Source organism: Paracidobacterium acidisoli, from assembly GCF_003428625.2.
GTDB classification, from domain to species: domain Bacteria; phylum Acidobacteriota; class Terriglobia; order Terriglobales; family Acidobacteriaceae; genus Paracidobacterium; species Paracidobacterium acidisoli.
On record NZ_QVQT02000002.1, the window covers coordinates 835,279 to 859,732 of the forward strand.

Here is a 24,454-nt window from a genome sequence, read left to right on the forward strand (position 1 = left end):
CCGAAAAAATAGCTGAGCGCAAAAAGGATTGTCAATGGCAATTTTTTTGGGATGTATCGCGGGGATTCCCTGCCGATGGGCAGAAGGCACAGGAGAGAGCACAGCGAAAGGCCGCTACGTTATTGCTTTGCCAGTATTTGCAGGGATTTCCGGATGTCTTCGTCGCTGGGCGAGAGCTTCTGCGCGGCGAGAAGCTCTTCACGGCCGTGCTCAAAATCGCCGGAGTGGCAATAGATGAGGCCGAGGTCTTTGTGGAGCTGCGGCAGGTCGGAGCAGGCGCCGCAGATGGCGAGAGCCTGCTTCATCTGTGAAATGGCCTGCGGCCAGTCATGCGCGCCGGCGGAGGCGAGCGCGAAGTTGCCGAGCAGGTGGGCGCGGTCGGTGATGTGCTGCTGCTGCTGCATGTTCTGGAAACGGGATTCGAGCAGCTTCGATTCCTGCGGATCGGATTTGGCCAGCAGGCGCGCGAGGTTGTAGAGCGCCTCACCGTAGTTCGGCTGGATAGCGATGGTTTTGCGCCATTCGGCGATGGCTCCCGCGCGGTCGTCTTTGTTGAGCATTTCGCGGCCCAGCATGTAGTGGGCCTCGGGGTTATGCGGATCGAGAGCGGCGACTTTCTGAAAGTCGGCGATGGCTTCGCTGTCGTTTGAAGAGTGCATGGCGATGAGACCGAGCAGATACCACGACCCGGAGAGTGCCGGATCGAGATGCACGCTGGCCTCGAGCTCGGGCTTCGCTTCACTGTTGCGCTGCATGTCGAGCAGGAGACGGCCGAGGTTGTAATGGGCCGCGGCGCTGCCGGGCGCGAGGCGGACGGCCTGGGTGAACTCGGCGAGCGCATTGCTGAGCTGCACTTCGTCGGCGAGGGCGATGCCGAGATTCAGATGCGCCTCGGGAGACGAAGGCTCGATGACACAGACTTTGCGGAGAACGTCGATGGCCTGATCTTTCTGATCGAGGCGGGAGAGGACCATGGCCAGCGGCGTGAGCACGGCTGGATTATCGGGGCTGAGCGCGTCGGCTTTGCGGAGTGCATCCTCGGCTTCGCCATAACGCGATGCAGAGGCGAAGACGAGTCCCAGATTGACCTGCGCCTGAAGGTTCGAGGGATTGCCTGCGAGCAGGGCGGAGAGAATGCGAATGGCGGAGGCGGTGTCGCCTTCTCCGGAATACGCGGCGGCGAGATCGAGCTGCAGCGGCTCATCATGATGCGACTCATCGTGCGGCGCGCTGCGCAGTGCGGCGATGGCCTCGGCGTATTTTTTCTGAGCGGTGAGGGCTTTGGCGATGCCGTCGAGAGCGGCGAGAGAGGATGGATCGGAGCGGAGAACGATTCGGAACTCAGGGATGGCGGCGTCGTTCTGGCCGGTGCGGCTGAGCGCGACGCCAAGGGCGGCGTGGATCTGCAGCGATGCAGGCCTGAGCTGCGATGCCCGGCGCAGCTGCTGCACGGCACGCGCGGCGTTGCCCTGATTCAGAAGCGCAAGGGCGAGATCGTAATGGCTCTCCCAGGAATCGGGCGCGAGACGCAGCGCGGATTCGAAGGAGCCGATGGCGCAGGTGAGCTGATTCCGGCTGCCGAACCATGCGCCGAGGGCGTTCCACGCAGAGGCCGATGGATGCGCGGCGACAGCGTGTTCGAGATCGGCCGAGCCGCTGCAGCCGGAGGGGTTTTGCGCGAAGGCGGCGGATGACGCAAGGCACAATGCCAGCAGTGCGAAGAGCGCCGCATTCACACAACGGCCTGCGGCGATGCGGCGATGCTTCTCCTGACCCGTTTCAGACAGACTCATGCTGAGCCCGTATCATACGGCTCCGGCGCGCCGGCGGCAAAGCAGACCGGCGATGGGTGATGTCTCAGTTTGATAATGGAGTGCTTCAGGGGCTGAAGCCCGGCTTACCTTTCGCCAGTTCCGGCACGACTGAAGTCGTGCCCTGATACAAAGCAAATGCAAGCCCAGGCACGACCCGGCAATGGGTCACCGGGCTGTGGACGCGCCCTGCACGCGGGCGAGCATCTGCCGCATGAAGGAATCCTGCGGAAAGATATTGAGATAGGTTTCGATCGCAGCCTTCGCCTCCGGGTACCGATGCAGTGCGATGTAACTCACGATGAGCTTCTTATGCAGAACGGGATTGAAGGGGTCCTGATCTACGGCTTTACGAAGGAGCGCGGCGGCTTCGTCCGTATGGCCGAGCTTCTGCAGCGCATCGGCCATGTCTCCGGCAACGGCGGGCTGCGCGGGATCGAGCTGGAGAGAGCGGCGAAGATGATCGGCGGCCTGAAGAGTGTCTCCATCCTTCAGCGCTTTGCGGCCGAGCGCGGCCTGCACGAGTGCACTGTCAGGCTGGCTTTGGCTGAGCTGATCGAGGACCTTGAGATAGGGCGCGAGATATTGCGGCTTGTTCTCCGCGAGCTCGCCGTAGGCCTGCAGAAGCGTGAGCGGTGGAAGCGCGGAGGCGGGCTTTCCGGGAGCGGGGTCGAGATGGATGAGGTCGGGCAGCCCGGCGCTGGTCTGCTGAAAGGTGACGTCAGGGAAAGGCTCGCCGGGACGGCGCACGATGCGGTGATTGGTGGCGCTGGAGTGCGAGATGGCCTGGATGTCGCGCTTCGGCATGTGGCAGCCGATGCAGTTGTCGGCAGGCGTGCTGCGCCGGCGCGCCGCGGCGGGCAGAGTGCAGCTGTGCGTGGTGTGACAGGTGAGGCACTTCTTGTTGTAGAACGCGGGGGCTTCCTGCGCGGTGGGCTCGATGTGCGGATCGTGACAGGTGATGCAGCGAAGGCGTTCACCGCTGGCGCGGTAGCACTTGCTGAGCGTCATGGAGTAGTAGTGCTCGACGTGATCGTCGTCGGGCGGCGATTCGCGGGTGGGCGGCACTTTGAGAATCGCGAGGACATCGTCGAGCGGCATGCCGGGGTGGAAGTCGCTGAAGTGTTTGCCGGGCTGGAGGATTCTGACGTCTCCGGTCTGATGGCAGTACATGCAGATGTTATTGGCGAGGTAGGGAGTGAGATGCGCGGGGTTCACGATGAAGTCCTCGCCCGCGGGACGGCTGATGCGGCCCTCCATAGCCTGGACGTGCGTGGAGCCGGGGCCGTGGCAACGCTCGCAGCCGATGGCCGCCTCGGTAAATGGAGGATCTTCATAGCGGCCGTTGGCGGCGGGCACGGGGTTCGGTCTGCTGCTGTGACAGATGATGCATCCGGCGAGGATAGGGCGGTTGAAGCCGTAGTCGGCGAATTCGTATCCGGGAGAGGGCCCCCAGCTCATCGGCTTCGCATAAAAAGAGAGCGGCGCCTGGAAGAGATAGTGATCGCGCGTGGTGAGAAGCCCGAAACCATTTTCTCCGGCGCCGATCTTCCACTGCAGCGGATGTATGTCGCGGAAGACCTCGTGCCCGGAGGCGTCGATTTGCGACTCGCTCTGATAGAGCGTGCCGTTCTGCGCGTAGACGGAAAAATGCCGGTTCAGCTTCTGATCGTCGTAGCTGACCGGCAGATGCATGGTCTGCAGCAGAGCGGGTGTGACCGGAACGATGGAGCGGCCCATGCTGGTCTGCTTGAATTCGTCGTAGATCTGGCGGTGGCAGACGGCACATGCGTCAGAGCCGAGCCAGGTGGCGGCGGATTGCGAGGGCATCGCGAGCTGACTGCTCTGCGCAGAGGGCGGCTGCGCCTGTGCGGCTCGCGGCGCTGTCTGCGCGGCTCGAACAGGAGGCAGAGGGCGGGAGGTGGAGGCGATCCACAGAATCAGGATGAGGGGAAGGCTCCACCGTCTCAGCTGCTTCACGCACAAATGCAGGATTCGCTGCCGCATGGTTTCCGATTCTAAACAGGTGCCGGGAAAGATCGGCGATCCGGGCGATGTTTCGCACGAAGAGACGACTGTGCCGGCCGAACAAAAGATCGGGCTCCCACCTTAGCCGCCAACTACGGGCGGCGAAGATGGGGCACCCAGGCATCCGGCACCCAGTAATTTTATGGCGGCTTGTGACGGCACAGGCTGAAATCGTGCCTTTCCGCCAGGACCACACGGGCTGTGCCGCGGACGAGGTTACAGCAGCTTCGCGATCATGTCGGCTGCCTGGCGGGCCTGGATGGCGCTGGCCTTTTCATTCGGATGCACGTCGTCGTTGTACATATCCGGATGCTGATGGATGACGGCGTACTGATCGTCGAGGGGGATGCGGTCCTGCTTCACGATTGCATCAGCGATTTCATTGCGCGCGGTGACGCGGGCGTTGGTGGCGCCGTCGGGATTGTCTTTTCGGACGGGGGTGGTGTTGGCCCAGATGAGCTTTGCCGCGGGCTGCGCGCGGCGCAGCTCCCGAACGAGCGCCGGGAAGCCGGCTTTGTACTCGGCCTCGGAGAAGCCCCAGCCGTGCATTCCGTTGTTGAAGTGGATGACGCGGAAGCGGGTGTGCTCCATGACGAAGAACTGCTTCAGCTCGGCGACGAGGCGGGGATCTCCGATGGAGATGGAGGAGGAGAAGAGATAGACGTTCGCTTTGCCGGCGAGGTCCTCGGCGACAGCGGGATAGTAATTGCGGGTGATGGAGTCGCCGACGAGCAGGACGCTGGGCAGATCGGCCTGGGGATGATCGGGCGTGACCTCCCAGGTCCATTCGATCTTTTCGGCGACCATTCTTTCGCTTCGGCCGATGGCGGGAACGGTAAAGAGGGGCAGGAGGACGAAGGCGGACAAGAGGACGCGGAGGAAGTGACGGGGCATGGAGTTCTCCTTTTTCGATGATCGCACCCGGTGAGGCGGGAGGAAGAAGCCGTAGTTCTGTATTTTTTATACACAAAATATTTGTTTACATGTAAATTTATTGCCGGATCACGGACGCACGGATGAAGGAGAGCGAAATGCCGAACGGGGAAATGTTGAACCGGGAAAACTCCCTGATATGGAACCGCCGCGAATTTGTAACTGCGATGGCGACGATTGCAGCCGCGACGATGGCGCGGGGCGAGTCGCTGGCGCTGCCTTCGGGGACGCAGCGCGATGTGTATATCGTTCCGAACTTTCATCCGGCGAGCTGCGGCTGGCTGACGACCTTCTCGAAGGAGCGGATTTACTGCGCGAACAGCTACCTGAGCCATCTGGATCGGGTGCGGGACGATCCGAATTACGAGTTTGTGCTCTCGGAGATCAACAACATCATCGCGATCATGAACTTTCAGCCGCAGAGGATTCCGGAGCTGAAGCAGAGGGTCGCGGAGAAGCGCGTGGAGCTGGTGAACGCCTTCTTTCTCGAATCGGGAGTGAATCTGTCGGGCGGCGAGGCGCTGGTGCGGCTGGGCGTGATGGGGCAGCGCTGGTACCGGAAGATGTTCGGGCTGACGCCGCGATTCGCGTGGAATATCGATACGTGCGGCATCCACGACCAGATGCCGCAGATCGCCTCGGGGCTGGGTCTGGAGGCGATGATTTATACGCGCAGGAATCCGACGGGGAGGAGCCTTTACTGGAGCGTGGCGCCGGATGGCTCGAAGATTCTGACGCTGTGTCCGGGGAGTTATACGGATGCGGGAAGTATCTTCTCGACGAAGACGCCGCTGACGGGCGCGCAGTTGCATGAGCTGGAGACGTTCTTCGAGAAGAAGGACGGCATTACGCCCGCGGGTGCTCCGGTGATGGTGCTGGGCGGCAGCCAGGATTATTCGCTGGCGCCGACGGTGAAGGAGTATCCGAGCAAATTTCTGCAGCAGTGGCGGGAGGCAGAGCCGGGACGAAAGGTTCGCTTTACGACGCTGAGCAAATATGTCGATGTGATCCGGCCGGAGATCGATGCGGGACGGATTTCGATTCCGGTATTTCATGGCGGCACGGCGTACGACTTCGACGCGTTCTGGATCGAGAATCAGACGGTGAAGAGCTGGTATCGCCGCGACGAGCAGGCGCTGCAGGCGGCGGAGGCGCTGGCGACGATTGCCAGCCTGACGGCGAAGCATGTGTATCCCGCGCAGGCGCTCAACGATGCGTGGGTGCTGATGTGTCTGAACATGGACCGGAACACGATCTGGGGCTCGGCAGGCGGGATGGTCTTTGTGAGCGAGCAGTCGTGGGATGTGCAGGACCGCATGATGTGGGTGAAGAAGACCACCGGTGATGCCTTCGAGTCGGCGGGCGCGAGCCTGGTGAAAGAGGGCAGCAATGTGGGTCTGTTCAATCCGCTGAACTGGAGGCGGAACGATCCGGTGGCGCTGCGGCTGCCGCAGGGTAAGAGCCTGGAAGGGGTGGCATGTGAGGCGCTCGAAGATGGGTCGGTGCTGTGCCAGGTCGATATGCCATCGGTGAGCGTGGGAGGATGGCGGCTCTCGGACAAGGCTCCTGCAGCAGCAGTACCGGCTGAGGTGGCGGAGACGATCGAGACGAAATACTACGTAGTGAAGATGGATGCGGCGACGGGCGATGTGGCGAGCCTGAAGCTGAAGGCGACGGGGCGCGAGCTGCTGGCGGGCGCGGCGAATCGCATTCTCGCCGAGCGGCCGAGAAAGAAGCCGGACGATGCGGGCGATCACATGCCGCCGATTCCGGAGCAGGAGCGGCTGGCGACTTCGGCGGAGGGTCCGTCGAGTATTCAGGTGATGAAGGGCGCAGTGGCGACGACGATTGTGGTGTCGGGAAAGTTTTATGGCGGCGGCACGCTGCGGCGCTCGATACGGCTTTACCACGATCATCCGCGGATCGATTTCGAGACGGAGCTGAACGATATTCCGAATTACACGGTGGTGTTCGCGCAGTTCCCTCTCGCGGAGGATATTCCGGAGGTGAGGCGCGGGATTCCGTATGGGTTTTCGCACGGGGCGTGGTCGGCTCCGAACCCGGAGCGGCATGGATGGACGAAGGGGATTGTGCCGGCGGTACGGTGGACCGATTATTCGCTGACGGGTGGAGGCGGGATTGCGCTCTTCGACCGCGGGCTGAGCGGACGCGAGCTGGATGAGCGGACCGCGGCGATTTACCTGATCAATGCGGAAGACAAGTACTGGGGCTATGAGAATGCGTGGCTGAGCGGCAGGGGACGACATCTTATGCCGTATGCGCTGCTTCCCCACCAGGAGGGATGGGAGCAGGCGGCGATTCCGCAGGCGGCGTGGGAGTATAACCGCGAGCCGGTGGTGATTGCGGGACGGGCGAAGATGGAGCCGAAGTCGTATCTGACCACGTCGGGCAATGTGGTGGTGGAGGCGATGCGCCGCGAGGGCGATCACATCGAGGTTCGGCTGGCAGAGTGCTTTGGCGTGGCGGGCGAGGCGGAGGTAAGGCTGCTGCTGCCGCACAACGGCGTCACATTCACGGACCTGGCGGGACGGAAGATATCGAGCGGAGGCAAATCCTCACGGTACAGCTTTCCGGTGCGTCCGCAGCAGATTGTGACGCTGCACTTTGAGACGAGCACGAGCGTGGCCGAGCCCGAGCCGGTGACAAAGTGGGATGCATTTGTGCCGGAGCAGAAGCATCCGGCGCTGGATACGTACGATGCGAGCCTGATCGGGCATCCGCCCTTTGGCGAGTAGCGGGCGGCGGCGCAGAGGCACAACACGGCGACAGGAAACGAGCAACAGCGAAGGACAGACAGCGATGAAGAATCCGAATCCCGACCCGGCAAAGCATAAGGAGATTCCGCTCTTTCACACGGAGGACTGGCACTTTGAGGATTTCGTCATCGGCGAGCGGATGCGGTCGATCCGGCGCACGATCTCAGAGGGCGAGAGCATGGCGTTCAACGCGCTGGTGATGGACATGCATCCGTATGTCGCCGATGAGGTGTTTGCGACGGAGGAGGGCATCTTCGGGCGGCGGATCGTGGCGGGAGCGTTTGTCTTCAGCCTGGGGCTGGGGCTGATGGCGCACAACTGCGTGCACACCTTCAGCTACGGGTACGACCGGCTGCGGTTTATCAAACCGGTATTTATCGGAGACACGATCTATACGATTCGCACCAACCTGGAAAAGGCGCCGAAGTATCCGGATATGGGGCTGGTGCGCGTGTCGTACGAGGTATTCAAACATCCAGGCGAGCTGGTGCTTTACTGCGAGCACCTGCAGACAGCGAAGTATAACGATCCGGCCGCGTTTCAGAATGCCATCGCGCGGTGAGTGGGCTTGTGCTTTGAAAAAGGGCCGAAGCGGAGAAATTTTGGGATTTATACAGAACAGGGGCTGAAGCCCCTTTCTTTTTAGTCCAGTTTCGGCACGGCTGAAGCCGTGCCCTGATACAAAGCTTGCCTTCCCACCCTTCGCTGCGCGAAAGATGGAGTTGCCGGTGTAAGCGGAGGGCTCTCACCGGAAGGTGTGGCAGAGATGAGGAAGATTTTGCCAGGCATATTGGGCGATCTGCAGAGGGCTGCGCGGCTGAAAATGCCGCGGTCTTCGGGAAATGCCGTAAAATGCTCATCACATCTGCCCCACAACCGTGCAATGAGGAGAGTTCGCCTGGTGGCCAGAAGAGGCAAAGCTGAAACGGCTGCTCGATACACTACTCCGGCCCTTGAAAAAGGGCTGGATATTCTTGAATTGTTTGCTTCCACGTCAGATGAGCTGACAAAACGCGAGGTCGCGCGACGGCTGGGACGGACGGTTTCGGAGATCTTCCGCATGCTGGTCTGCCTCGAACAGCGCGGCTATATCGCGCAGTCGCCGGAAGAGGACCGGCTGCGGCTGACACTGAAACTGTTCAAGCTGGCGCAGGAGCATCCGCCGGTGAAGCGGCTTACGGCGAAGGCGCTGCCGGTGATGCATGACGTGACGCACAAGATCAACCAGTCGTGCCATCTTGGCGTGCTGGACGGCGGGCAGGTGATCATTCTGGCGCAGGTGGACGCGCCGACGAGCACGGGCTTTTACGTCAAGGCGGGATCGAGCGTGGACCTGATGGAAGCGGCGACGGGGCATGTGATTCTGGCGCACCAGCGGCCGGAGATCTGCAACCGGGCGATTCTCGAATGGCAGCGCGACACGAACGAAGAGGTGCCGCCGGATCTGCACAAGCATCTGATCCGGATTCGGCAGAGAGGCTTCGAGGAGCGCGCCAGCTATCAGGTAAACGGCGTAATCAATATCAGCTATCCAATCTTTGACGATCAGGGATTTGCGATCGCCGCGCTCTCCGTTCCCTTTCTGAAGCGGATCAAAGATCCGACGACGGCGAAGGATGTGCGCTTCCATCTGCAGCGGGCGTGCCTCGAGATTTCGAAGGAGATCGGCGGGGAGTAGCTTTCCAGAGGATCATGTCAACGGTCCGGCGGGCTGCAGGGTTCAGGTTTGTTTCTCTCCCACCTTAGCCGCCAACAATAAGCGGCGAAGGTGGGGCACCCCTGGCGCAGCGCCTGAGCCATTGCTTCCGGCTGAGGAAAGCACAGGGCTGAAGCCCGGTCTTTTGGGGACGGTTACGGCACGGCTGAAGCCGTGCCCTGATACAAAGCAAAAACTTCTTATCGGAAGTTCTGCATTCCCACCCTTTGCGCCAGAATTGGCGCAAAGGATGGGGCACCCGGCACCCGGCACCCGGACAAAGCGGATATGGAGCATTCGCCGGGGCTGAAGCCCCATTTCTTTTTTGTGCCTCCTATTCCCCCGGCTAAAGCCGGGGGCTTCTACCGGTCTCGCTGGCGCGAGATGCAGGGGCTGAAGCCCCTGTCTTTTCCAGAATTCATTACGGCACGACTGAAGTCGTGCCCTGATACAAAACTTTACCGGAAACCGATTCGTCAGACACTGCTCAGTCGGTGTGGAAGACCTCGTCCATTAAAGCCCACCAGGTGCCGTGGTCGCGGTCGGGATAAGGCTCCTGCATAGGCTCCATGATGGCCCACCAGTCCTGAGTTGCGGGGTCGGCGGCCATTTTGGCCATGTCGGCGGCGTAGTCGGAACCAATGTATTCGAAGTAGCCGTAGAGCACCGAATTGCGGAGAAAGATGGAGTAGTTGCGGATGTTGCATGCGTGGATGGTGCGAAGAACACCCTCCGGGACGGCGGCGTGCGAGACCCGGTAAGCCTCTTCGTGCTCGGGCCGCAGGCGGATGACCATTCCATATCGCTTCATTGTGCTTCCTCCGGGAAAGTGCCGGACCGGATGGTCCTGATATGAGCCGCGATCCGGGTCGATGTTGTAAGGGCCGGTGCGATCAGCCTTTGAGCGAAACCCATGCCGCGCCGTTTTCGCTGGACTGATAGAGCGCTTCGATCAGGGCCATAGTCTGGTATGCGTCGTCAAAGTGCGTGGGCAGCGTGGAGACGGAGCCTTCGACGTAAGCCTGCAGCTCACCCATGGTGCCGATGAAGCCGTCGGGGAAATTGTTGCCGCTGATGGGGACCGGAATCCAGGCGGGATCGCTGTAGCCGCGGGGCGCGTATTCGGCGGAGTCAGGCTTTGCGGACTGGTAGTCGAGGTTGAGGCCCATGGTCATGCGGGCCGCGCCGTTCAGGCCCTCCCACTGCACGAAGCTGTGCTGGTGCGCGGTTCCGAAGTTGTGGCTGTGGTTGGTGGCGACGAAGACGCGCGTGGAGTCGCCATAGTCGAGGATGGCGACGGTTTTGGTGGGCGCGAGGTTCGGGGTCTGCGGGCTTTTGACGGTCTTTGCGGAGACGGCGCGGGGATTGCCGAGCCAGGAGCGGATGAGATCGAAGTAATGGATGCTGTGGTAAAGGATTTCGAGACGCGGCGCGACGGCGAGAAAGGTCCAGAGCTGCCAGGGCGTGTAGGTGCTGGTCTGCACCTCGATGTCGTGGATCTCGCCGAGCAGGCCGGCGGCGGCGAGGGCGCGGACGGCGAGATTGTTGGGCGAGTAGCGCAGCGAAAAATTGACGGACGCGGTGAGGTGTTTGCTGCGGCAGAGATCGCGGATGGTCTCGGCCTGCGCGAGGTTGTCGCCCATGGGCTTCTGCATGAGGATGGCCGATCCGTCGCGGAAGTGCGGAAGGATGTGGACGAGCTGCGAGGCGGGAACGGCGACGTCGAAGACGGTATCGGGCGGAGCGAAGCGGATGGCCTCGTCGAGGGTGCGGAAGGCGCGGGGAATGCCGCGCTCGGCGGCCAGAGACTCGGCGCGCTCCGGCACCTCGTCCATGATGCCGATGACGGAGTAGCCTCCCTTTGCGTAGGCGGGCAGATGAGCGGCGCGCACGATGCCGCCGGCGCCGATGACGATGATGGGCCGAAGCTGCTTCGGACGCGGCATCGCGATGGACTGTGTGTCGGGAAGAGAGGGAGACCGGGGATGATCGGATGCCATGAAGATGTCTGTGCTCCTTCGCGCAGCCATTATGCCGCACGGCGAATGCCCGGCGCAGAAGCGGCAGCGAGAGACACTGCGGCGGTCCGCGCCAGGACGGCTTTCTCTCGAGCCAGACTGTCACTGCGATGCAACAGCCTGGCCGACGGAGGCTGGAACCATTATGCCGTCTTCAGCACCACCACGGTGGCGATGGGATCGATCGCCTGTTCGGGCAGAGCGATGTCGATGCCGCTGCCGGTCTTTGTGACCTTCAGACGCTTTTTACCGGCGAGCAGATATGCTCCGGTCACGTTGCGCGGCACGTTGTCGAGGTGGAAGGTGCTGCCGGGCCACTCGAAGATGTGGAGGTAGATCCGGTCGGCCGTGGTGGTCGACCGCCACTTCCAGCTGGGGATGAACTTTGGCTTGCCGTCTTTGCCGGTCTCTGTCGGTGAAAAGGACCCGGCTTCGGGGCCGAAGAGCGTGGGCTGCGTGGCATAGATGGCTTCGCCATTGACGGCGAGCCACTTGCCTACCTGCTGCAGGCGCTCGACCTCGGGAGCGGGGACTTCGCCGGTGGCCATGGGGCCGATGTTGAGCAGATAGTTGCCGCCCTTGCTGGCGATGTCGATGAGGTTGCGCACGAGGGTTTCGGTGCTCTTGAAGTTGAGGTCGTCCTGCTTGTATCCCCAGGTGTCGTTCATGGTCATGCAGGATTCCCAGTCGCGGCCGGGGTAGCCCTGGGCGGGGATGTACTGCTCGGGCGTCTCGGTATCGCCGCTGTAGCCGCCGCCGAGGCGGTTGTTCCAGATAAGGCGGGGATCGGTGTTGAGCACTTTGACGATCTCGCCGGCGAGCTCGGGCGTCATGTCTTTGGTCGGCGTGTCGAACCAGACGATGGCGGGATATTCGCCATAGTTGGAGAGAAGCTCGCGAATCTGCGGGATGGCTTTTTTGTGCAGATATTCAGAGAAGCTGCCGTTCTGCGCGGGGTCCCAGTGGAAGGTGGGGGGCTGATGGTCGCCGGTTTTGTAGGCAGCGCCGCCGGGCGCGGTCCAGTCCTGGTCCTGCGAGTAGTAGAAGCCGAGCCTGATGTGCTGCCTGCGGCATTCGGCGGCGAGCTCCTTCAGCGGGTCGCGTTTGAAGGGCGTGGCCTGGACGATGTTGAAGGGGTCGGCCTTCGAGTCGAACATGGCGAAGCCGTCGTGATGCTTGGAGGTGATGACGATGTACTTCATGCCGGCGGATTTGGCGAGGCCCACGATCTCTGCCGCGCTGAACTTCGTGGGATTGAACTTCGGCGCGAGCGCCTTGTAGTCGGCGACGGGGATGGAGGCGTGATTCATGATCCACTCGCCGATGCCGGGAACTTCTTTGCCGTCCCAGCGGCCGGCGGGGATGGAATACAGACCCCAGTGAATGAACATGCCGAAGCGCGCCTCGCGGAACCAGTGCAGGCGCGCATTTTTCTGCTCCGGCGTCTCGGTGTCCTGAATGGCAGGGACCGGATGCCCGCTCGATGTCTGGATGTGCTCGCCCTGAACCTGCGCCCACACCCGCGTGGTCGTTTCTCCGATGGCAAGACCGGATGCCGCAAAGACGATGCCCTTTGAAAATGCCCGCCTCGATACCTTCATGAACTCTTTTCCCTTCTCACGGTGTGTTAGCCATTTTCCGACACCGCGCAGATTGCGTGCGGCGGAATACGGAGAATCGACCCGGCAAACACTTTATCATTAGCGATATACAAAGTTCATATACGGAACAGCAAGAAATTCGCAGATTTGGGTTCCGGGGAGGGTTTGGGGGCGGCGGGCATTCCTGAGCCTGTATTCCCTCTGCATGAATTTTGTGGTTTCCAGGGGTTCGCAGGGGCCATGACGCAGCCGTAATGTGTCCGGCACTCAAAAGCCCACAAAGACCGCTTACCCAAACTACGGACCGCACCCGCATCCCGGAAATCATGAATTTTTCCGCAAACTGTGAAGCCGTACCCTTCCCAAAACCATTCAAACTGGCCCACGACAGAAATATCCCGCTCCCGCTTTTATGCCGGGGCCGATGGAAATGCGAGAGTGTCTGCGTACCGGAGCCACCGATTCCCTGCTCTCTGCATCTAACGCCACAGATTCAACTGCATGACTGCCCTTTTCACCTGCGTGAACGCTGACCGGCAGCATGCTGGCCTTTCCTTCGGCCCGGCGTTCCCGGAACTTCGATGAGGGACTGCCTGGTAGTCTGGTCGGAGGTGAAGGCCGCCTTCTCCGGTCACCTGTTTATTGAAGCGGATATCGGCATGACCTTTGCGCTGGCGGCGCGCAATGCCCTGGATACCAGAGAGTGCCTGCATTATCGCGGGCTGGCGCGCCATGCGTATGAAACGATCCTCAGCAAAAAAGGACATGCTTCCCTGTCCGGAACCGAGGACAACAGGCTGTGCAGCAAGGCAGCCCAGCTCAAAGACATGCTTCGCCTGGCGGGAGATCCGCTCTTTTCCGGCTCTGTGATGTTGAAGGAGATTCGCGCCCAGGCAAAATCCGTCAGCGATCCTCCGGCCATTCCGCAGAAGGCAGAGATGCCTCCGGGACAGGTGGCCGCCGCAGATGCGAGAGCTCGCCACAGTTCTTCACCAGCATCCGGCCGATCATACCCCGGTGAAGAAGGGCACAGTCTATATTGCTCCTCCTGACTTCCACATGACCGTCGAAGGCGAATTCATCCGGGTCGGAAACGCGCTTCCGGAGGAAAAACTCTCTACGCGTCTCTGGACAGGACGATAACGACACATAAGAACCCTTCCACTCCTCTGCCCGCATTGCATCTCAGAACTCAGGAACAGTACCACAATCCTGGAGGTGATGGAATATGGACAAACGGAGACATCTTCTGCGGGGAGCCATCGCCGGCGCCGCAGGCGGCATGCTGGCCTCCTGGATCATGAACAGCTTTATTGCCGGGCCCGGAAAGAAGCTGGAGCAGGCTGTCCAGTATGCCGGGCAGAACCAGCAGGATCAAAAAGCGGACGAGATGCCGAAGCAGGATGCCACCATGAAAGTGGCTGACACGGTGGTCAGCACAGCAACCGGCGGACTGCATCTCTCCTGGGAGGCCAGGGAGAAAGCAGGCCCCGTCGTGCACTATGCCTTCGGCTCCCTGATGGGCGCCTTTTATGGAGCGCTGGCCGAATACTGGCCGGGAGTGCGATCCGGTTTCGGCACAACCTTCGGAAGCGCGCTGTTTACCGGAGCCGATCTGATCGGCGTGCCTGTGCTGCAGCTTGGACCGCCTCCCGCAGAGCAGCCGAAAGCGGAGCTTGCAACGCACCTCTCGGCGCATCTCGTCTATGGACTGACCACCGAATTTGCCCGGCGCATTCTTCGCAGCGCATTATGACCGGCGCTGCGCAGATTCCTGTGGCGCCATAAGGCCGGCTGCGAAGAGACGGCTCCGTGATTCGCTGCGCTTCCGGACATACTCTCCGGAGATGTTTTGCAGCCTGCACTCCGCGATCAAACCCGTGCGAACAAATGCGCGTCCTAACCAGTATCCAGTCAGGAAAGACCATCCCACCGTTTTCCGGAGACAGTCATGAGCAACGCGTCAGATGTACTCGTTGAGCGGCTCCTCGCATGGGGCGTCGACACGATATTCGGTCTGCCGGGAGACGGCATCAACGGCGTCTTCGAGGCGCTTCGCAAGCAGCAGGAGCGGATACGCTTCATCCACGTACGGCATGAAGAGGCCGCGGCCTTCATGGCGTGCGCCTACGCGAAGTTCACCGGCAGGCTGGGGGTATGCATTGCAACCTCCGGACCGGGAGGCATTCATCTTCTGAACGGCCTCTATGACGCGAAGATGGATCACGCGCCTGTTCTTGCGATAACAGGCATGCAGCACAGCGATCTGGTTGGCACCTTCACACAGCAGGATGTGGCGCTCGACAAGCTCTTTATCGACGTTGCCGTATACAACGAGCGGATCATGAGCGGCGCCCACATGGAAAGCGTGGCCGATCTGGCGATCCGCAGCGCTCTCTCTTCCCGTGGTGTCGCTCATATTACGATTCCGGTCGATGTGCAGGTGCAGGAGATCAAAAAGGGGCGCTCCGAGCGAAATCCCATTCATCACACTTCGGCCATTCCGGCGTACTTCGATCAGGTTCCCGCGCAAATCGAGCTGGAGCATGCGGCGGATATTCTCAATCGCGGAAAGAAGATCGCGATCCTGGCCGGTCAGGGAGCGCTGCATGCGACTCAGGAGCTCGAAGAGCTGGCGGAGACGCTGGGCGCGCCGATCGTCAAGGCTTTGCTGGGCAAAGCCGCCGTGCCGGATGACAGCCCTTATACGACAGGCGGGATCGGCCTGCTGGGGACCGAGCCTTCGCAGGACGCGCTGGAAGGCTGCGACACGCTTCTGATGGCGGGAACATCGTTTCCATACATCGAATTCCTTCCCGAGCCCGGCTCGGTCAAGTGTGTGCAGATCGATATCGATCCGCAGCGGATCAGCCTTCGTCATCCGGCCGATGTCGGCCTGGTCGGAGACACGAAGAACACGATCCGCGCCCTGCTTCCTCTGCTCGAAAAACATGGGAAAGGCTTTCTCGATAAGGCGCAAAAGGCCAAAGCAGAATGGCAGAAGCTGATGGAGGAGCGTGGCACGCGCGCGGATAAGCCGATGAAGCCCCAGGTCGTGGGCTGGGAGCTCGGTAAGCGCATACCGTCGAACGCAATCGTCACTTCCGATTCAGGAACGATCACCACCTGGTGGGCGCGTTATGTGCCCGCGCTGCGCGGACAGAAACATAGCTGCTCAGGAAATCTCGCCACGATGGCATGCGGCCTGCCTTATGCGATTGCAGCAGCCGTCGCCTATCCTGACCGGCCCGTCTGCTGCATTATCGGAGACGGCGGCCTGAGCATGCTTCTGGGCGAATTGATCACGGTTGCCGCATACAAGCTCAATATCAAAATCGTCGTGATCAAGAACAATACGCTTGGGCAGATCAAATGGGAGCAGATGGTCTTCCTGGGAAATCCGGAATACGCATGTGACCTCTACCCCGCTGACTTTGTGACGATCGCCAGAGGCGCGGGCATCGAGAGTATTCGGATCGAAGACCCGGCGGCCTGCGGAGCGCAGCTGGAGAGCATCGTTGGACGTCCCGGTCCCGTACTCATCGAGGCAGTCGTCGATCAGTTCACGCCTCCGATGCCGGCGAAGATCAAGGCCTCGCAGGCTCTCAAACTGGCTGAGGCTCTTGTGCGCGGCGAGCCGAACCGTATGAAGATCGCGCTGACCAATGCGCATGATACTGTCCGCGAGCTCATATAACCCATTCGATGAGGAGCACCCTGAGCATGAAGCTGCCGGCCAACTCGGTAGAGAAGGTGGAGGTTTCCGCCTATACGATACCGACCGACGCACCGGAAGGCGATGGCACGCTGCAATGGGATTCGACGACCCTTATCGTCTCCGAGATTCATGCAGCGAACCACATCGGGCTCGGGTACACCTACGGCAGCAAAGCAACGGCATGGATAGCGGATCACCTGGCCGGGAAATGCCTGCTGCACAAGCCGGCGCTCGATATTCCCGGCCTTCATGCATCGATGGTGGCCCAGGTCCGCAATGATGGAAGCCGCGGCATTGCATCGATGGGAATCTCAGCGCTGGACGTAGCTCTCTGGGACCTCAAAGCGAAGCTGCTCGGTTGCTCCCTTGCCGATCTGCTCGGCGCCGCGCATGCCGGCGTGATGGCTTACGGGAGCGGAGGGTTCACCACCTACAGCAACACGCAACTGGCTGCACAGCTCTCCGGCTGGGCAGCGGACGGTCTGAAAAGCGTCAAGATGAAGATCGGCGCGGAACCGGCTGCGGATCTGGAGAGGGTTCGCACGGCGCGGGAGGCGATCGGGCCCTCCGTAAACCTGTTTGTGGACGCGAATGGCGCTTACGACGCGCGGCGGGCCATCGCTTTCGCAAACAGCTTTGAGCAGTTCAGCGTTACATGGTTTGAAGAGCCCGTCAGCTCCGACGATCTCGACGGTCTGCGGCGGGTGCGTGACCGGGCTCCCGACGCTATGGAGATCGCAGCAGGCGAGTATGGATACGACTCCCTGTATTTTCGACGGATGCTTGAAGCGGAATCGGTCGATGTTCTGCAGCTGGATGCGACGCGCTGTAAAGGATTCACCGGCTTTCTGGAAGCAGCAGCCATCGCGGCCAGCTTCGGGTGCCCCGTCTCTGCGCACTGTGCTCCGTCACTGCACATGCACGTCGGATGTGCGGTTCCACAGTTTCGCCACGTCGAATACTTCCACGATCACGCGCGCATCGAAGAGATGCTCTTCGATGGGTTCATCCCACCCACAGATGGGCAGCTAAGACCGGACCGGTCGCGGCCCGGTATGGGCCTCATCTTCCGGCACCGCGATGCGGAACGGTTCCTCGTGTGGAGAAACAAATGACGTTCACTCTTACGACGGCGCTGGAACGGAGCGCGGATCGTAATCTGCCTGCGCCGTTGTCCTCAGCCGTGGTCACGGCGCTCGAGCATCTGCGCGAAGGCTGTTTTCAGCGGAGCCTCTGTCTTATTGTCGCCGCCACCAGCATCGCCAGCGGCCTCGAAGTTGGATATGAGCACTACAAAGGGAGCTACAGCAATCCGGTCATGTATACGCCGGTCGTTCTGAGCGGAGCTCTCGCCGCCGCGGGACTGTCGGGAATGTTGAGCCGTCTCGCGGCTCGCACGCTTCTCCGCTGGGTGAGTGTGATCACTCTCGTGGACGGAGTCATCGGCTTTTTCTTCCACGTGCGCGGAATCGCTCGAAAGCCCGGCGGATGGGGTCTTCCCGTCACGAACATTGTTATGGGTCCGCCGATCTTCGCGCCGCTGCTCTTCGGCACGAGCGCATATCTGGGGTTGATGGCCTCGTATCTGCGCCGCGAAGAGGATCTGGATCGGCCGGCGCAGCACCTCACAGAATGGTTCGAGCCGCAAAGCTCCGACTGGCGAATGAACCTCCGGCATGGAAGGTTCCAGAAACATCTCTCCGCAGTGACTGTCCTGTGGGCATTTTTCAGCGGTGTCGAAGCGCTCTACTCGCATTACAAAACAAACTTTCGCTACAAGGCGCAGTGGACGCCGGTCCTGCTGACACCGCTTTTGATGGCGGCAGGCGTTGGCGCAATGAAGAGCCGCCGGATCGCCAACACCGCGCTTCCGGCTGTCGCCGCGCTGGCGCTCGCTGACGGGGCTGCCGGTTTCTGCTACCACGCACGCGGTATCGTGCGCAGGCCGGGAGGCATAAAGAAGCCTCTGTACAACATCCTCTATGGACCGCCTGTCTTTGCCCCGCTCCTTTTCGCCGCATGTGGATTTCTCGGGCTTGTAGCCAGCCTTCTTCGGAGAGAGAAAAAATGAGTCGAAGGTCGTTTCCCTGCCGCGCAACCGGCGGCGAGCTGCGGGATCTCGAACAGCCGGGCTATTACCCCGGCTACAGCACGCTTGCCCAGAAGAAGAGCTGGGAAGAAGCCACGAGAAAGACTGTCACCGAGCGTGTTGAGAAGACTGCGCCGATTCGCTTCTTCTCACAGGAAGAGGCCGCACTGCTTGGCGCGGTCGTCGACAGAGTCATGCCGCAGGATGACCGTGCCGAAGACCGCACCATACCTGTTCTTTCTGTCATCGACGAGCGGCTCTACAAAAATTCCCTGAACGGGTTTCGCTATGAGGATATGCCGCCGGATCAGGAGGCCTATAGGCTTGCCATCCGGGCCATCGATGAGATGGCTCAGTCACGTTTCAAAGAATCTTTCACTGACCTCACCGTTCACCGGCAGGAGCTGATTCTGAAATCGCTGCACGACGGAAAGCCTGAGCCCGACAACGCCGTCTGGCACAGGATGCCGCTGCATCGATTCTGGGCGCTCCTCATGGAAGACTGCGCGACGGCGTATTATTCGCACCCCTGGGCATGGGACGAGATCGGCTTTGGCGGCCCTGCATATCCTCGTGGATACATGCGGCTTGAGAACGGCCTGCCTGAGCCCTGGGAGAAAGACGAACAGCGCTATGAGTGGAATGAGCCCATCGATTCACTTTCACAGTTAGAGGACAGTCACTGATGCCGCATCGCCTTGGTCCGATGCAGGTCCTTCCTTCGCCTGTGCGACGGTTTGCCGACCATGAGACTGTCGACTACTGCGTCGTCGGCGTAGGAAGTGCAGGCGGAGTGCTGGTGCAGCGCCTGGCGCGGGCAGGATTCCGCGTAGTCGGACTCGAAGCCGGGCCGTTCTGGGACACGGAAAAAGACTGGGTCAGCGATGAAAAAGGCTCGCACGAGCTTTACTGGAATGATCTGCGCATCACCGGAGGAACGCATCCGCTGGCCCTGGGCGCAAACAACAGCGGCAAGGGAGTGGGTGGAGGCTCTGTTCACTGGGCAGCCTTCGCGCCGCGCTTTCATCCCTCTGATTTCCGCATTTACTCCGAAGATGGCGTGGGCGCCGACTGGCCGATGTCTTATTGGGATCTGAAGCCTTACTACGAATTGCTGGAACGGGAGATTCCCGTTGCCGGTCCGGTGTGGTTTCCCTGGGGCGATCCGCATGGTCATCCTTATGGGCCGCATCCGCTCGGCGGTGTCGGCGATGTGCTGGTTCGCGGCTGCACAAAGCTGGGCCTTCGTTCTGTTGCCGGCGGGCCTGTCGCCATCCTCTCAGCCTCCCATGGAGACAGGCCGCACTGCATCTATCGCGGGTTCTGCCTGCAGGGGTGCAAGGTTGGAGCAAAGGCAAGCACTCTCATCACCCATGTACCGGATGCCATTACGCACGGAGCCGATATCCGCGCGCATTCCATGGCGGCTCGCATCAGTCTGCGCGGAGACGGCCGGGTGGATGGCGTCATCTATATAGACCGCGAAGGAAAGGAGCACTTCCAGCGCGCCCGCGCCGTCATCGTCTCCGGTTACGCCATTGAGACGCCGCGCCTGCTGCTCAATTCCGCATGCCCGGGTCATCGGCATGGCCTGGCGAATTCCAGCGGAACGCTTGGCAAGTACTTAATGGCCCAGGCCGGCAATGTTGTAGCAGGACGATTTGATGAGCTTATTCGTCTCTACAAAGCGCCGCCGGCGCATGCTTTGACGGAAGAGTTTTACGAGACCGATCCACGCCGCGGCTTCGCGCGTGGCTTCGCCGTGCAGACAGTAGGGCCGCTTCCTGTCGCGTTTGCGAAGCAGATGGCTGTGGCCATGGGCGCATGGGGATGGGGAATGCGCCGCGTGATGATGGACTACAACCACTGGGCGACGCTTGGCGTCCTCGGCGAGATTCTGCCGTGGGAGGATAACCGGGTCGAGCTGGCCGAAGAGAAAGATCAGCACGGCCTGCCGGTTGCGAAGGTCACCTTCAACCTTCACGACAACGACAAAAAGCTCATCGAATTTGGCAGGAACAAGGTGATGGAGATTATGTGGGCCGCCGGAGCGAAACAGGTGGTGCAGGAGTCGCGCTACGCTCATCTGGTGGGCGCTGCTCGTATGGGGAGCGACCCTTCGACTTCTGTCGTCGACAAGTTCGGCCGCACCCATGATGTTCCAAACTTATTCATCTGTGATGGCAGTATCCTCCCGACCCAGGGGTCTGCGAATCCGGGCCTTACCATCCAGGCCCTGGCCGCGCGTACCGCGGATTATCTGATCCGGCAGGGCGATACGATCTTCTACTCCAGTCGACGCGATCAGGAAGAACCGGGAATCCGATATGACCTGAGCCCGCCTTACACACACTTCAAGGGAAATCCGCGCATCGCCTAGCGGGCAAGAATCTTCCTTGCGCAAAAGGCAGCTCCTATCAGCCCGCATCCGAAGACAAACCACCCGCGATGCTTCGACACTTCGGCTTCAAGACTGAATGACCTGGACTTTCTGTCAAACGGTCCATCCGCGCCGAGGTCCGTCGAAACCGAGTGCCAGACGTTGTTCGGCCGATCCGGAGAATCGGGCTCCGGACTCTGCTGCGCTTTGTAGCCGGTCTTGCCCAGATAAAAGTCCAGCAGGCCAGGAATGAATTTCTGGCCCACGATGGCTTTCACCGTCGACCCTCCGACCCAATACTCTCTTCTCGGCATGGACGCGAATGCAGCATGAACGACAACCCGGGCGCCCACTTCCGGCTTATAGATCGGAGGCACAGGCTGAGGCAGATTCGGAAGCCGGCTCTTCACCCAGGTGAACTGTGGGGTATTCATCGCCGGCATATGAACAACGATCGCCTTTACGTCGCTGCTGTCATGATAAAGCTCACACCGCAGCGAATCCGTGAAGCCGACGATCGCATGCTTCGTTGCGCAGTAAGCGGATTGCAGAGGAATGCTTCTGACAGCCAGAGCCGAACCAATCTGGATGATTCGACCGCGATTCCGTGGCAGCATCCGGCGCAGCGCGGCGAGCGTGCCATGCACGTAGCCAAGGTAATTCACTTCTGTGACGCGTCTGAACTCTGCAGCCTCCATCTCTTTGATCGGCGAGAACACGGAGACCATAGCATTGTTGACCCAGATGTCGATTGGGCCGAGTCGTTCTTCAAAGGAAGCTGCAGCCGCTTCTACTGCTTGGTCATCGCTGACATCGGCCGCATAGGTCGCTGCTGTTCCTCCCAAACGCTCCACTTCTGCTGCTGTCGCATCGAGCGCCGGCAGATCGCGCGAGATCAGGCCTACCCGGGCGCCGGTCTTTCCAAATTCGTGAGCGATGGCCCGTCCAAGCCCGGCTGAAGCCCCTGTAATCACCACATTCAGGATCGGCCGCATTTTGTTTCCCTCCATGTCTAATCCATACAATCTCTTGGATGCGAATAGAGGGGAGCGAAACAGCATCAACGCTTTCGGAAGCTTCCCGAATGAGCACCGATAGCGCGCTGTCTCTTGCGATCGAAGACGATGCAGGATCGGGAAGGCTCACATTCACATATCTCACTGATCCTTCATGCTCATCTTCCGGACGCACTCATGCGCCATCTGCAGTCCTTCCTGCGTCGGAATCACCCACGCCTTAAGCGGTGAGCCGGAAGTCGACAGAAGACCTTCCTGATCGATCAACTCTTCATTCGCTTTATGGTCCAGCTTGAGACCGAAGCCTGACAGGCCTTCGCACACTACCCTTCGCAGGAATGGGCCGTTCTCCGCAATGCCTCCTCCGAAGACGATCGCATCGACGGAGCCCAGCGCGGCGACGAAAGAGCCTGCCGCCTTACGCACGCGATAGGCGAACATATCCATCGCCAGCTTTGCCCTCGGATTCGATTCGTACTCCTTCATAAGGATTCTTGTGTCCAGTGAGTCACCTGAAACTCCAAGAAGGCCTGACTTCCTGTTAAGGAGCGTCATGACGTCATCCACTGCCATATGTTCTTCGCGCATCAGCAGAGCTACGATCGACGGGTCAATGTCTCCGGAACGAGTGCCCATCATCATCCCTTCGAGCGGTGTAAGGCCCATCGTATTGTCGACTGATCGACCCTTCTCAATCGCTGTCAGCGAACAGCCGCTCTCAAGGTGAGTCGAAACAATGCTGCACTCCTCCGGAACCTTACCCGCGAGATGCGCATACCGTTCCAGAAGATAACGGTGAGATATGCCGTGAAACCCATAGCGTCGAATCTGGTGCCGCTCTGCAAGGTCAGGTGGAATTGCGTATAACGAGGCGTGATCCGGCATCGTGTGGTGAAAGGCGGTGTCGAAGACCGCATACACCGGCACGCCGGGAAACTGGCAGCACACCGGCGCCAGCACTTCAATCGAGCTCTGGTTGTGCAAAGGTGAGAGCTTCTCGAATTGAGTGATCCTGTCGATGACGTGCTGATCCATGAGGGCGGGCTCCACAAAGTCGCGCCCGCCATGCACCACGCGAATGGCCACGGCTCCGACATCGGAGAGTTCTGCATGCTCACCGGAATGGGATCGATTGTCGCACCATTTCAGAAAGCTCGACGCTGCCTGTTCGTAGCTCCCCGCCGAAATGGCCTCTGTGGATGTTTTCTCTTTTCCCTTTAAGATCGAAATTTCGGACGCCTTACCGATACCCTCAATGCTTACGCTGAGAAGTGTCCGGCCCTCGAAGGCGTACTGCTGGCTCGCGCGGCATTCCACAAACTCCGCCTTGAGAGAATTACCGCCCGGATTGAGAGTGAGGATCGTCGCTGGCAAGGCAGGCCTCTTTCTGTTCATGCGGCTTTGTGTCTGGCTCGGGTTCCCGCAGCCCTCGCTGATGCCTCATGCCAGCCCTGTGCGGCTGTTGACGGGGACTTGCTCTCTCCGAGACCCTGCTCGACGTGTCTGATGGTTTTCTGTTCCGGCATCGGATGGGCCTCCTCTTACTCATTAAAAGATGCCTTCCTGCGATGCCTCGATGTCAGCATAAGTCTGCTTGCCGAGCTAATTCTGCATCGAAACTGCTGGTTGAAGATTGAATCAGCAACGATATTCGACACGCATACGATCCATAGCCGGCAGGATGGGTATAATTTTCAATCTTTTGATTGATCCGCTGTCGACGGCTTAAAAAGTATACTTTCTGCACGCACGCCCTGAGGCGGTACTGAATGCTTCGCCTGATCTCGTGCAGCTTTCTGCTTTCAGAGCATCCCGCAACGCGCATCATGACATTACTGTGTGGGTCGTCTGCGGGCAGTTTGCCGGGTATTGTTTTCGCAGTAGAGCGTTCACGCTGACTTCACTCTATTGACGATGAATCATCGATGTAATTCCTCCGAATTCACATTTCGTATCCATCTCATTGGGATGTCTGGTTTGCAGCGCCGGCAGAACGTGCGGATGCTGGTCGTGGCTACGGAGGGTGTTCCCGCTGTTTATGAGGGACACGGTTCCTGGTCGAAGTGCGTCCTCTGCATACGGCGTCTTTTTCGTTCCGGCATTTCCGGAGATGAGCTGGCTGCGATGAAAGAGATCTTTGAGCGAGATCGCTACGCGACTCTCGCAGGAGCGAAGGCGTCACTGCCCGATCTTGAATCTCTGGGCTACCAGCGCGTGGATAAGTAGCGACTTCTCCGGCGCAGTCATCATTGGATTCCCGCATGCAGGATTCGAGAAGCGAAGCCATCGGCTTCGGTAGGACTGATATTTTTATCCACCTTAGGGCTGAAGACAATGAGCCGTGAGCCAGAGATAATTGGCGCCCGTAACCAATTTTAGTTTTGTGG

At 60.3% G+C, this 24,454-nt stretch carries 19 protein-coding genes; 11 read left to right on the forward strand and 8 right to left on the reverse strand.

The genetic code is table 11. The features are described 5' to 3' along the window. Positions 1-119: 119 nt before the first annotated feature. The 3 genes from D0Y96_RS07245 to D0Y96_RS07255 all read right to left on the reverse strand — a co-directional run bounded on the left by D0Y96_RS07245 (position 120) and on the right by D0Y96_RS07255 (position 4,733). Entirely contained in the window at positions 120-1,793 is a 1,674-nt protein-coding gene (locus D0Y96_RS07245; protein ID WP_117298641.1) for a tetratricopeptide repeat protein, read from the reverse strand. Between the two features lie 186 nt (positions 1,794-1,979). Further along, a complete protein-coding gene (locus D0Y96_RS07250; protein WP_117298642.1) occupies positions 1,980-3,818 on the reverse strand; it encodes a cytochrome c3 family protein in 1,839 nt (612 codons plus the stop codon). Positions 3,819-4,055: 237 nt separating this feature from the next. Next, complete coding sequence (locus D0Y96_RS07255; RefSeq protein WP_147324965.1) at positions 4,056-4,733, reverse strand: SGNH/GDSL hydrolase family protein; 678 nt, start codon at positions 4,731-4,733, stop codon at positions 4,056-4,058. A gap of 137 nt (positions 4,734-4,870) precedes the next feature. Between D0Y96_RS07255 and D0Y96_RS07260 the strand changes: the two genes are divergently transcribed. The 3 genes from D0Y96_RS07260 to D0Y96_RS07270 all read left to right on the forward strand — a co-directional run bounded on the left by D0Y96_RS07260 (position 4,871) and on the right by D0Y96_RS07270 (position 9,227). Further along, positions 4,871-7,528: a glycoside hydrolase family 38 N-terminal domain-containing protein gene (locus tag D0Y96_RS07260; protein ID WP_158562286.1), complete on the forward strand. Its 2,658-nt coding sequence runs from the start codon at positions 4,871-4,873 to the stop codon at positions 7,526-7,528. A gap of 64 nt (positions 7,529-7,592) precedes the next feature. After that, positions 7,593-8,111 carry a MaoC family dehydratase gene (locus tag D0Y96_RS07265; protein ID WP_117298645.1) on the forward strand — a complete coding sequence of 173 codons (519 nt, stop codon included), beginning with the start codon at positions 7,593-7,595 and terminating at the stop codon, positions 8,109-8,111. Between the two features lie 339 nt (positions 8,112-8,450). Next, a complete protein-coding gene (locus D0Y96_RS07270; RefSeq protein WP_350448997.1) occupies positions 8,451-9,227 on the forward strand; it encodes an IclR family transcriptional regulator in 777 nt (258 codons plus the stop codon). A 505-nt stretch (positions 9,228-9,732) separates the two neighbouring features. On the opposite strand, the gene D0Y96_RS07275 is transcribed toward D0Y96_RS07270, so the two are convergent. The 3 genes from D0Y96_RS07275 to D0Y96_RS07285 all read right to left on the reverse strand — a co-directional run bounded on the left by D0Y96_RS07275 (position 9,733) and on the right by D0Y96_RS07285 (position 12,864). Then, positions 9,733-10,056, reverse strand: coding sequence for an L-rhamnose mutarotase (locus D0Y96_RS07275; protein ID WP_117298646.1), 324 nt, complete (start codon positions 10,054-10,056; stop codon positions 9,733-9,735). A gap of 82 nt (positions 10,057-10,138) precedes the next feature. Next, on the reverse strand, positions 10,139-11,245 hold the full coding sequence (locus tag D0Y96_RS07280; protein ID WP_117298647.1) for a Gfo/Idh/MocA family protein: 1,107 nt from the start codon (positions 11,243-11,245) through the stop codon (positions 10,139-10,141). A 161-nt stretch (positions 11,246-11,406) separates the two neighbouring features. Then, positions 11,407-12,864 (reverse strand): alpha-L-fucosidase, encoded by a 1,458-nt coding sequence (locus D0Y96_RS07285; RefSeq protein ID WP_117298648.1) that lies wholly within the window; start codon positions 12,862-12,864, stop codon positions 11,407-11,409. 581 nt (positions 12,865-13,445) lie between these two features. Here D0Y96_RS07285 and D0Y96_RS07290 point away from each other — a divergent pair. From D0Y96_RS07290 to D0Y96_RS07320, 7 genes are all read left to right on the forward strand, one after another. After that, positions 13,446-13,916, forward strand: coding sequence for a hypothetical protein (locus D0Y96_RS07290; RefSeq protein WP_147324966.1), 471 nt, complete (start codon positions 13,446-13,448; stop codon positions 13,914-13,916). A 176-nt stretch (positions 13,917-14,092) separates the two neighbouring features. Next, positions 14,093-14,620 carry a DUF1440 domain-containing protein gene (locus D0Y96_RS07295; RefSeq protein ID WP_117298650.1) on the forward strand — a complete coding sequence of 176 codons (528 nt, stop codon included), beginning with the start codon at positions 14,093-14,095 and terminating at the stop codon, positions 14,618-14,620. A gap of 195 nt (positions 14,621-14,815) precedes the next feature. After that, entirely contained in the window at positions 14,816-16,561 is a 1,746-nt protein-coding gene (locus D0Y96_RS07300) for a thiamine pyrophosphate-dependent enzyme (RefSeq protein WP_117298651.1), read from the forward strand. Positions 16,562-16,587: 26 nt separating this feature from the next. Continuing rightward, complete coding sequence (locus D0Y96_RS07305) at positions 16,588-17,697, forward strand: enolase C-terminal domain-like protein (RefSeq protein WP_117298652.1); 1,110 nt, start codon at positions 16,588-16,590, stop codon at positions 17,695-17,697. Then, positions 17,694-18,653, forward strand: a complete 960-nt coding sequence (locus tag D0Y96_RS07310; protein WP_252263538.1) for a hypothetical protein — start codon at positions 17,694-17,696, stop codon at positions 18,651-18,653. The genes D0Y96_RS07305 and D0Y96_RS07310 overlap by 4 nt, the downstream gene beginning before the upstream one ends. Next, a complete protein-coding gene (locus D0Y96_RS07315; RefSeq protein ID WP_117298653.1) occupies positions 18,650-19,357 on the forward strand; it encodes a gluconate 2-dehydrogenase subunit 3 family protein in 708 nt (235 codons plus the stop codon). Before D0Y96_RS07310 ends, D0Y96_RS07315 begins: the two co-directional genes overlap by 4 nt. Next, complete coding sequence (locus D0Y96_RS07320) at positions 19,357-21,051, forward strand: GMC family oxidoreductase (protein WP_252263539.1); 1,695 nt, start codon at positions 19,357-19,359, stop codon at positions 21,049-21,051. The genes D0Y96_RS07315 and D0Y96_RS07320 overlap by 1 nt, the downstream gene beginning before the upstream one ends. Here the strand turns inward: D0Y96_RS07320 and D0Y96_RS07325 are convergent. Both D0Y96_RS07325 and D0Y96_RS07330 read right to left on the reverse strand, forming a co-directional pair. Continuing rightward, positions 21,048-22,046 carry an SDR family oxidoreductase gene (locus D0Y96_RS07325; protein WP_117298756.1) on the reverse strand — a complete coding sequence of 333 codons (999 nt, stop codon included), beginning with the start codon at positions 22,044-22,046 and terminating at the stop codon, positions 21,048-21,050. The two genes, D0Y96_RS07320 and D0Y96_RS07325, sit on opposite strands and share 4 nt — an antisense overlap. 162 nt (positions 22,047-22,208) lie before the next feature. After that, positions 22,209-23,441, reverse strand: a complete 1,233-nt coding sequence (locus tag D0Y96_RS07330) for an acetate/propionate family kinase (RefSeq protein WP_158562288.1) — start codon at positions 23,439-23,441, stop codon at positions 22,209-22,211. A gap of 627 nt (positions 23,442-24,068) precedes the next feature. On the opposite strand from D0Y96_RS07330, the gene D0Y96_RS07335 reads away from it, so the two are divergent. Further along, on the forward strand, positions 24,069-24,293 hold the full coding sequence (locus tag D0Y96_RS07335; protein WP_117298655.1) for a hypothetical protein: 225 nt from the start codon (positions 24,069-24,071) through the stop codon (positions 24,291-24,293). The last annotated feature ends 161 nt before the right edge of the window (positions 24,294-24,454 follow it).

Excerpts from the sequence above, each read along its gene's own strand:
- D0Y96_RS07335 (WP_117298655.1), top strand. The coding sequence starts at position 24,069 with ATGCTGGTCGTGGCTACGGAGGGTGTTCCCGCTGTTTATGAGGGACAC.
- D0Y96_RS07265 (WP_117298645.1), top strand. The coding sequence starts at position 7,593 with ATGAAGAATCCGAATCCCGACCCGGCAAAGCATAAGGAGATTCCGCTC.
- D0Y96_RS07260 (WP_158562286.1), top strand. The coding sequence starts at position 4,871 with ATGCCGAACGGGGAAATGTTGAACCGGGAAAACTCCCTGATATGGAAC.
- D0Y96_RS07280 (WP_117298647.1), bottom strand. The coding sequence starts at position 11,245 with ATGGCATCCGATCATCCCCGGTCTCCCTCTCTTCCCGACACACAGTCC.
- D0Y96_RS07325 (WP_117298756.1), bottom strand. The coding sequence starts at position 22,046 with ATGCGGCCGATCCTGAATGTGGTGATTACAGGGGCTTCAGCCGGGCTT.
- D0Y96_RS07310 (WP_252263538.1), top strand. The coding sequence starts at position 17,694 with ATGACGTTCACTCTTACGACGGCGCTGGAACGGAGCGCGGATCGTAAT.
- D0Y96_RS07255 (WP_147324965.1), bottom strand. The coding sequence starts at position 4,733 with ATGCCCCGTCACTTCCTCCGCGTCCTCTTGTCCGCCTTCGTCCTCCTG.
- D0Y96_RS07250 (WP_117298642.1), bottom strand. The coding sequence starts at position 3,818 with ATGCGGCAGCGAATCCTGCATTTGTGCGTGAAGCAGCTGAGACGGTGG.
- D0Y96_RS07285 (WP_117298648.1), bottom strand. The coding sequence starts at position 12,864 with ATGAAGGTATCGAGGCGGGCATTTTCAAAGGGCATCGTCTTTGCGGCA.
- D0Y96_RS07300 (WP_117298651.1), top strand. The coding sequence starts at position 14,816 with ATGAGCAACGCGTCAGATGTACTCGTTGAGCGGCTCCTCGCATGGGGC.
- D0Y96_RS07315 (WP_117298653.1), top strand. The coding sequence starts at position 18,650 with ATGAGTCGAAGGTCGTTTCCCTGCCGCGCAACCGGCGGCGAGCTGCGG.
- D0Y96_RS07245 (WP_117298641.1), bottom strand. The coding sequence starts at position 1,793 with ATGAGTCTGTCTGAAACGGGTCAGGAGAAGCATCGCCGCATCGCCGCA.
- D0Y96_RS07305 (WP_117298652.1), top strand. The coding sequence starts at position 16,588 with ATGAAGCTGCCGGCCAACTCGGTAGAGAAGGTGGAGGTTTCCGCCTAT.
- D0Y96_RS07295 (WP_117298650.1), top strand. The coding sequence starts at position 14,093 with ATGGACAAACGGAGACATCTTCTGCGGGGAGCCATCGCCGGCGCCGCA.
- D0Y96_RS07275 (WP_117298646.1), bottom strand. The coding sequence starts at position 10,056 with ATGAAGCGATATGGAATGGTCATCCGCCTGCGGCCCGAGCACGAAGAG.
- D0Y96_RS07290 (WP_147324966.1), top strand. The coding sequence starts at position 13,446 with ATGAGGGACTGCCTGGTAGTCTGGTCGGAGGTGAAGGCCGCCTTCTCC.
- D0Y96_RS07320 (WP_252263539.1), top strand. The coding sequence starts at position 19,357 with ATGCCGCATCGCCTTGGTCCGATGCAGGTCCTTCCTTCGCCTGTGCGA.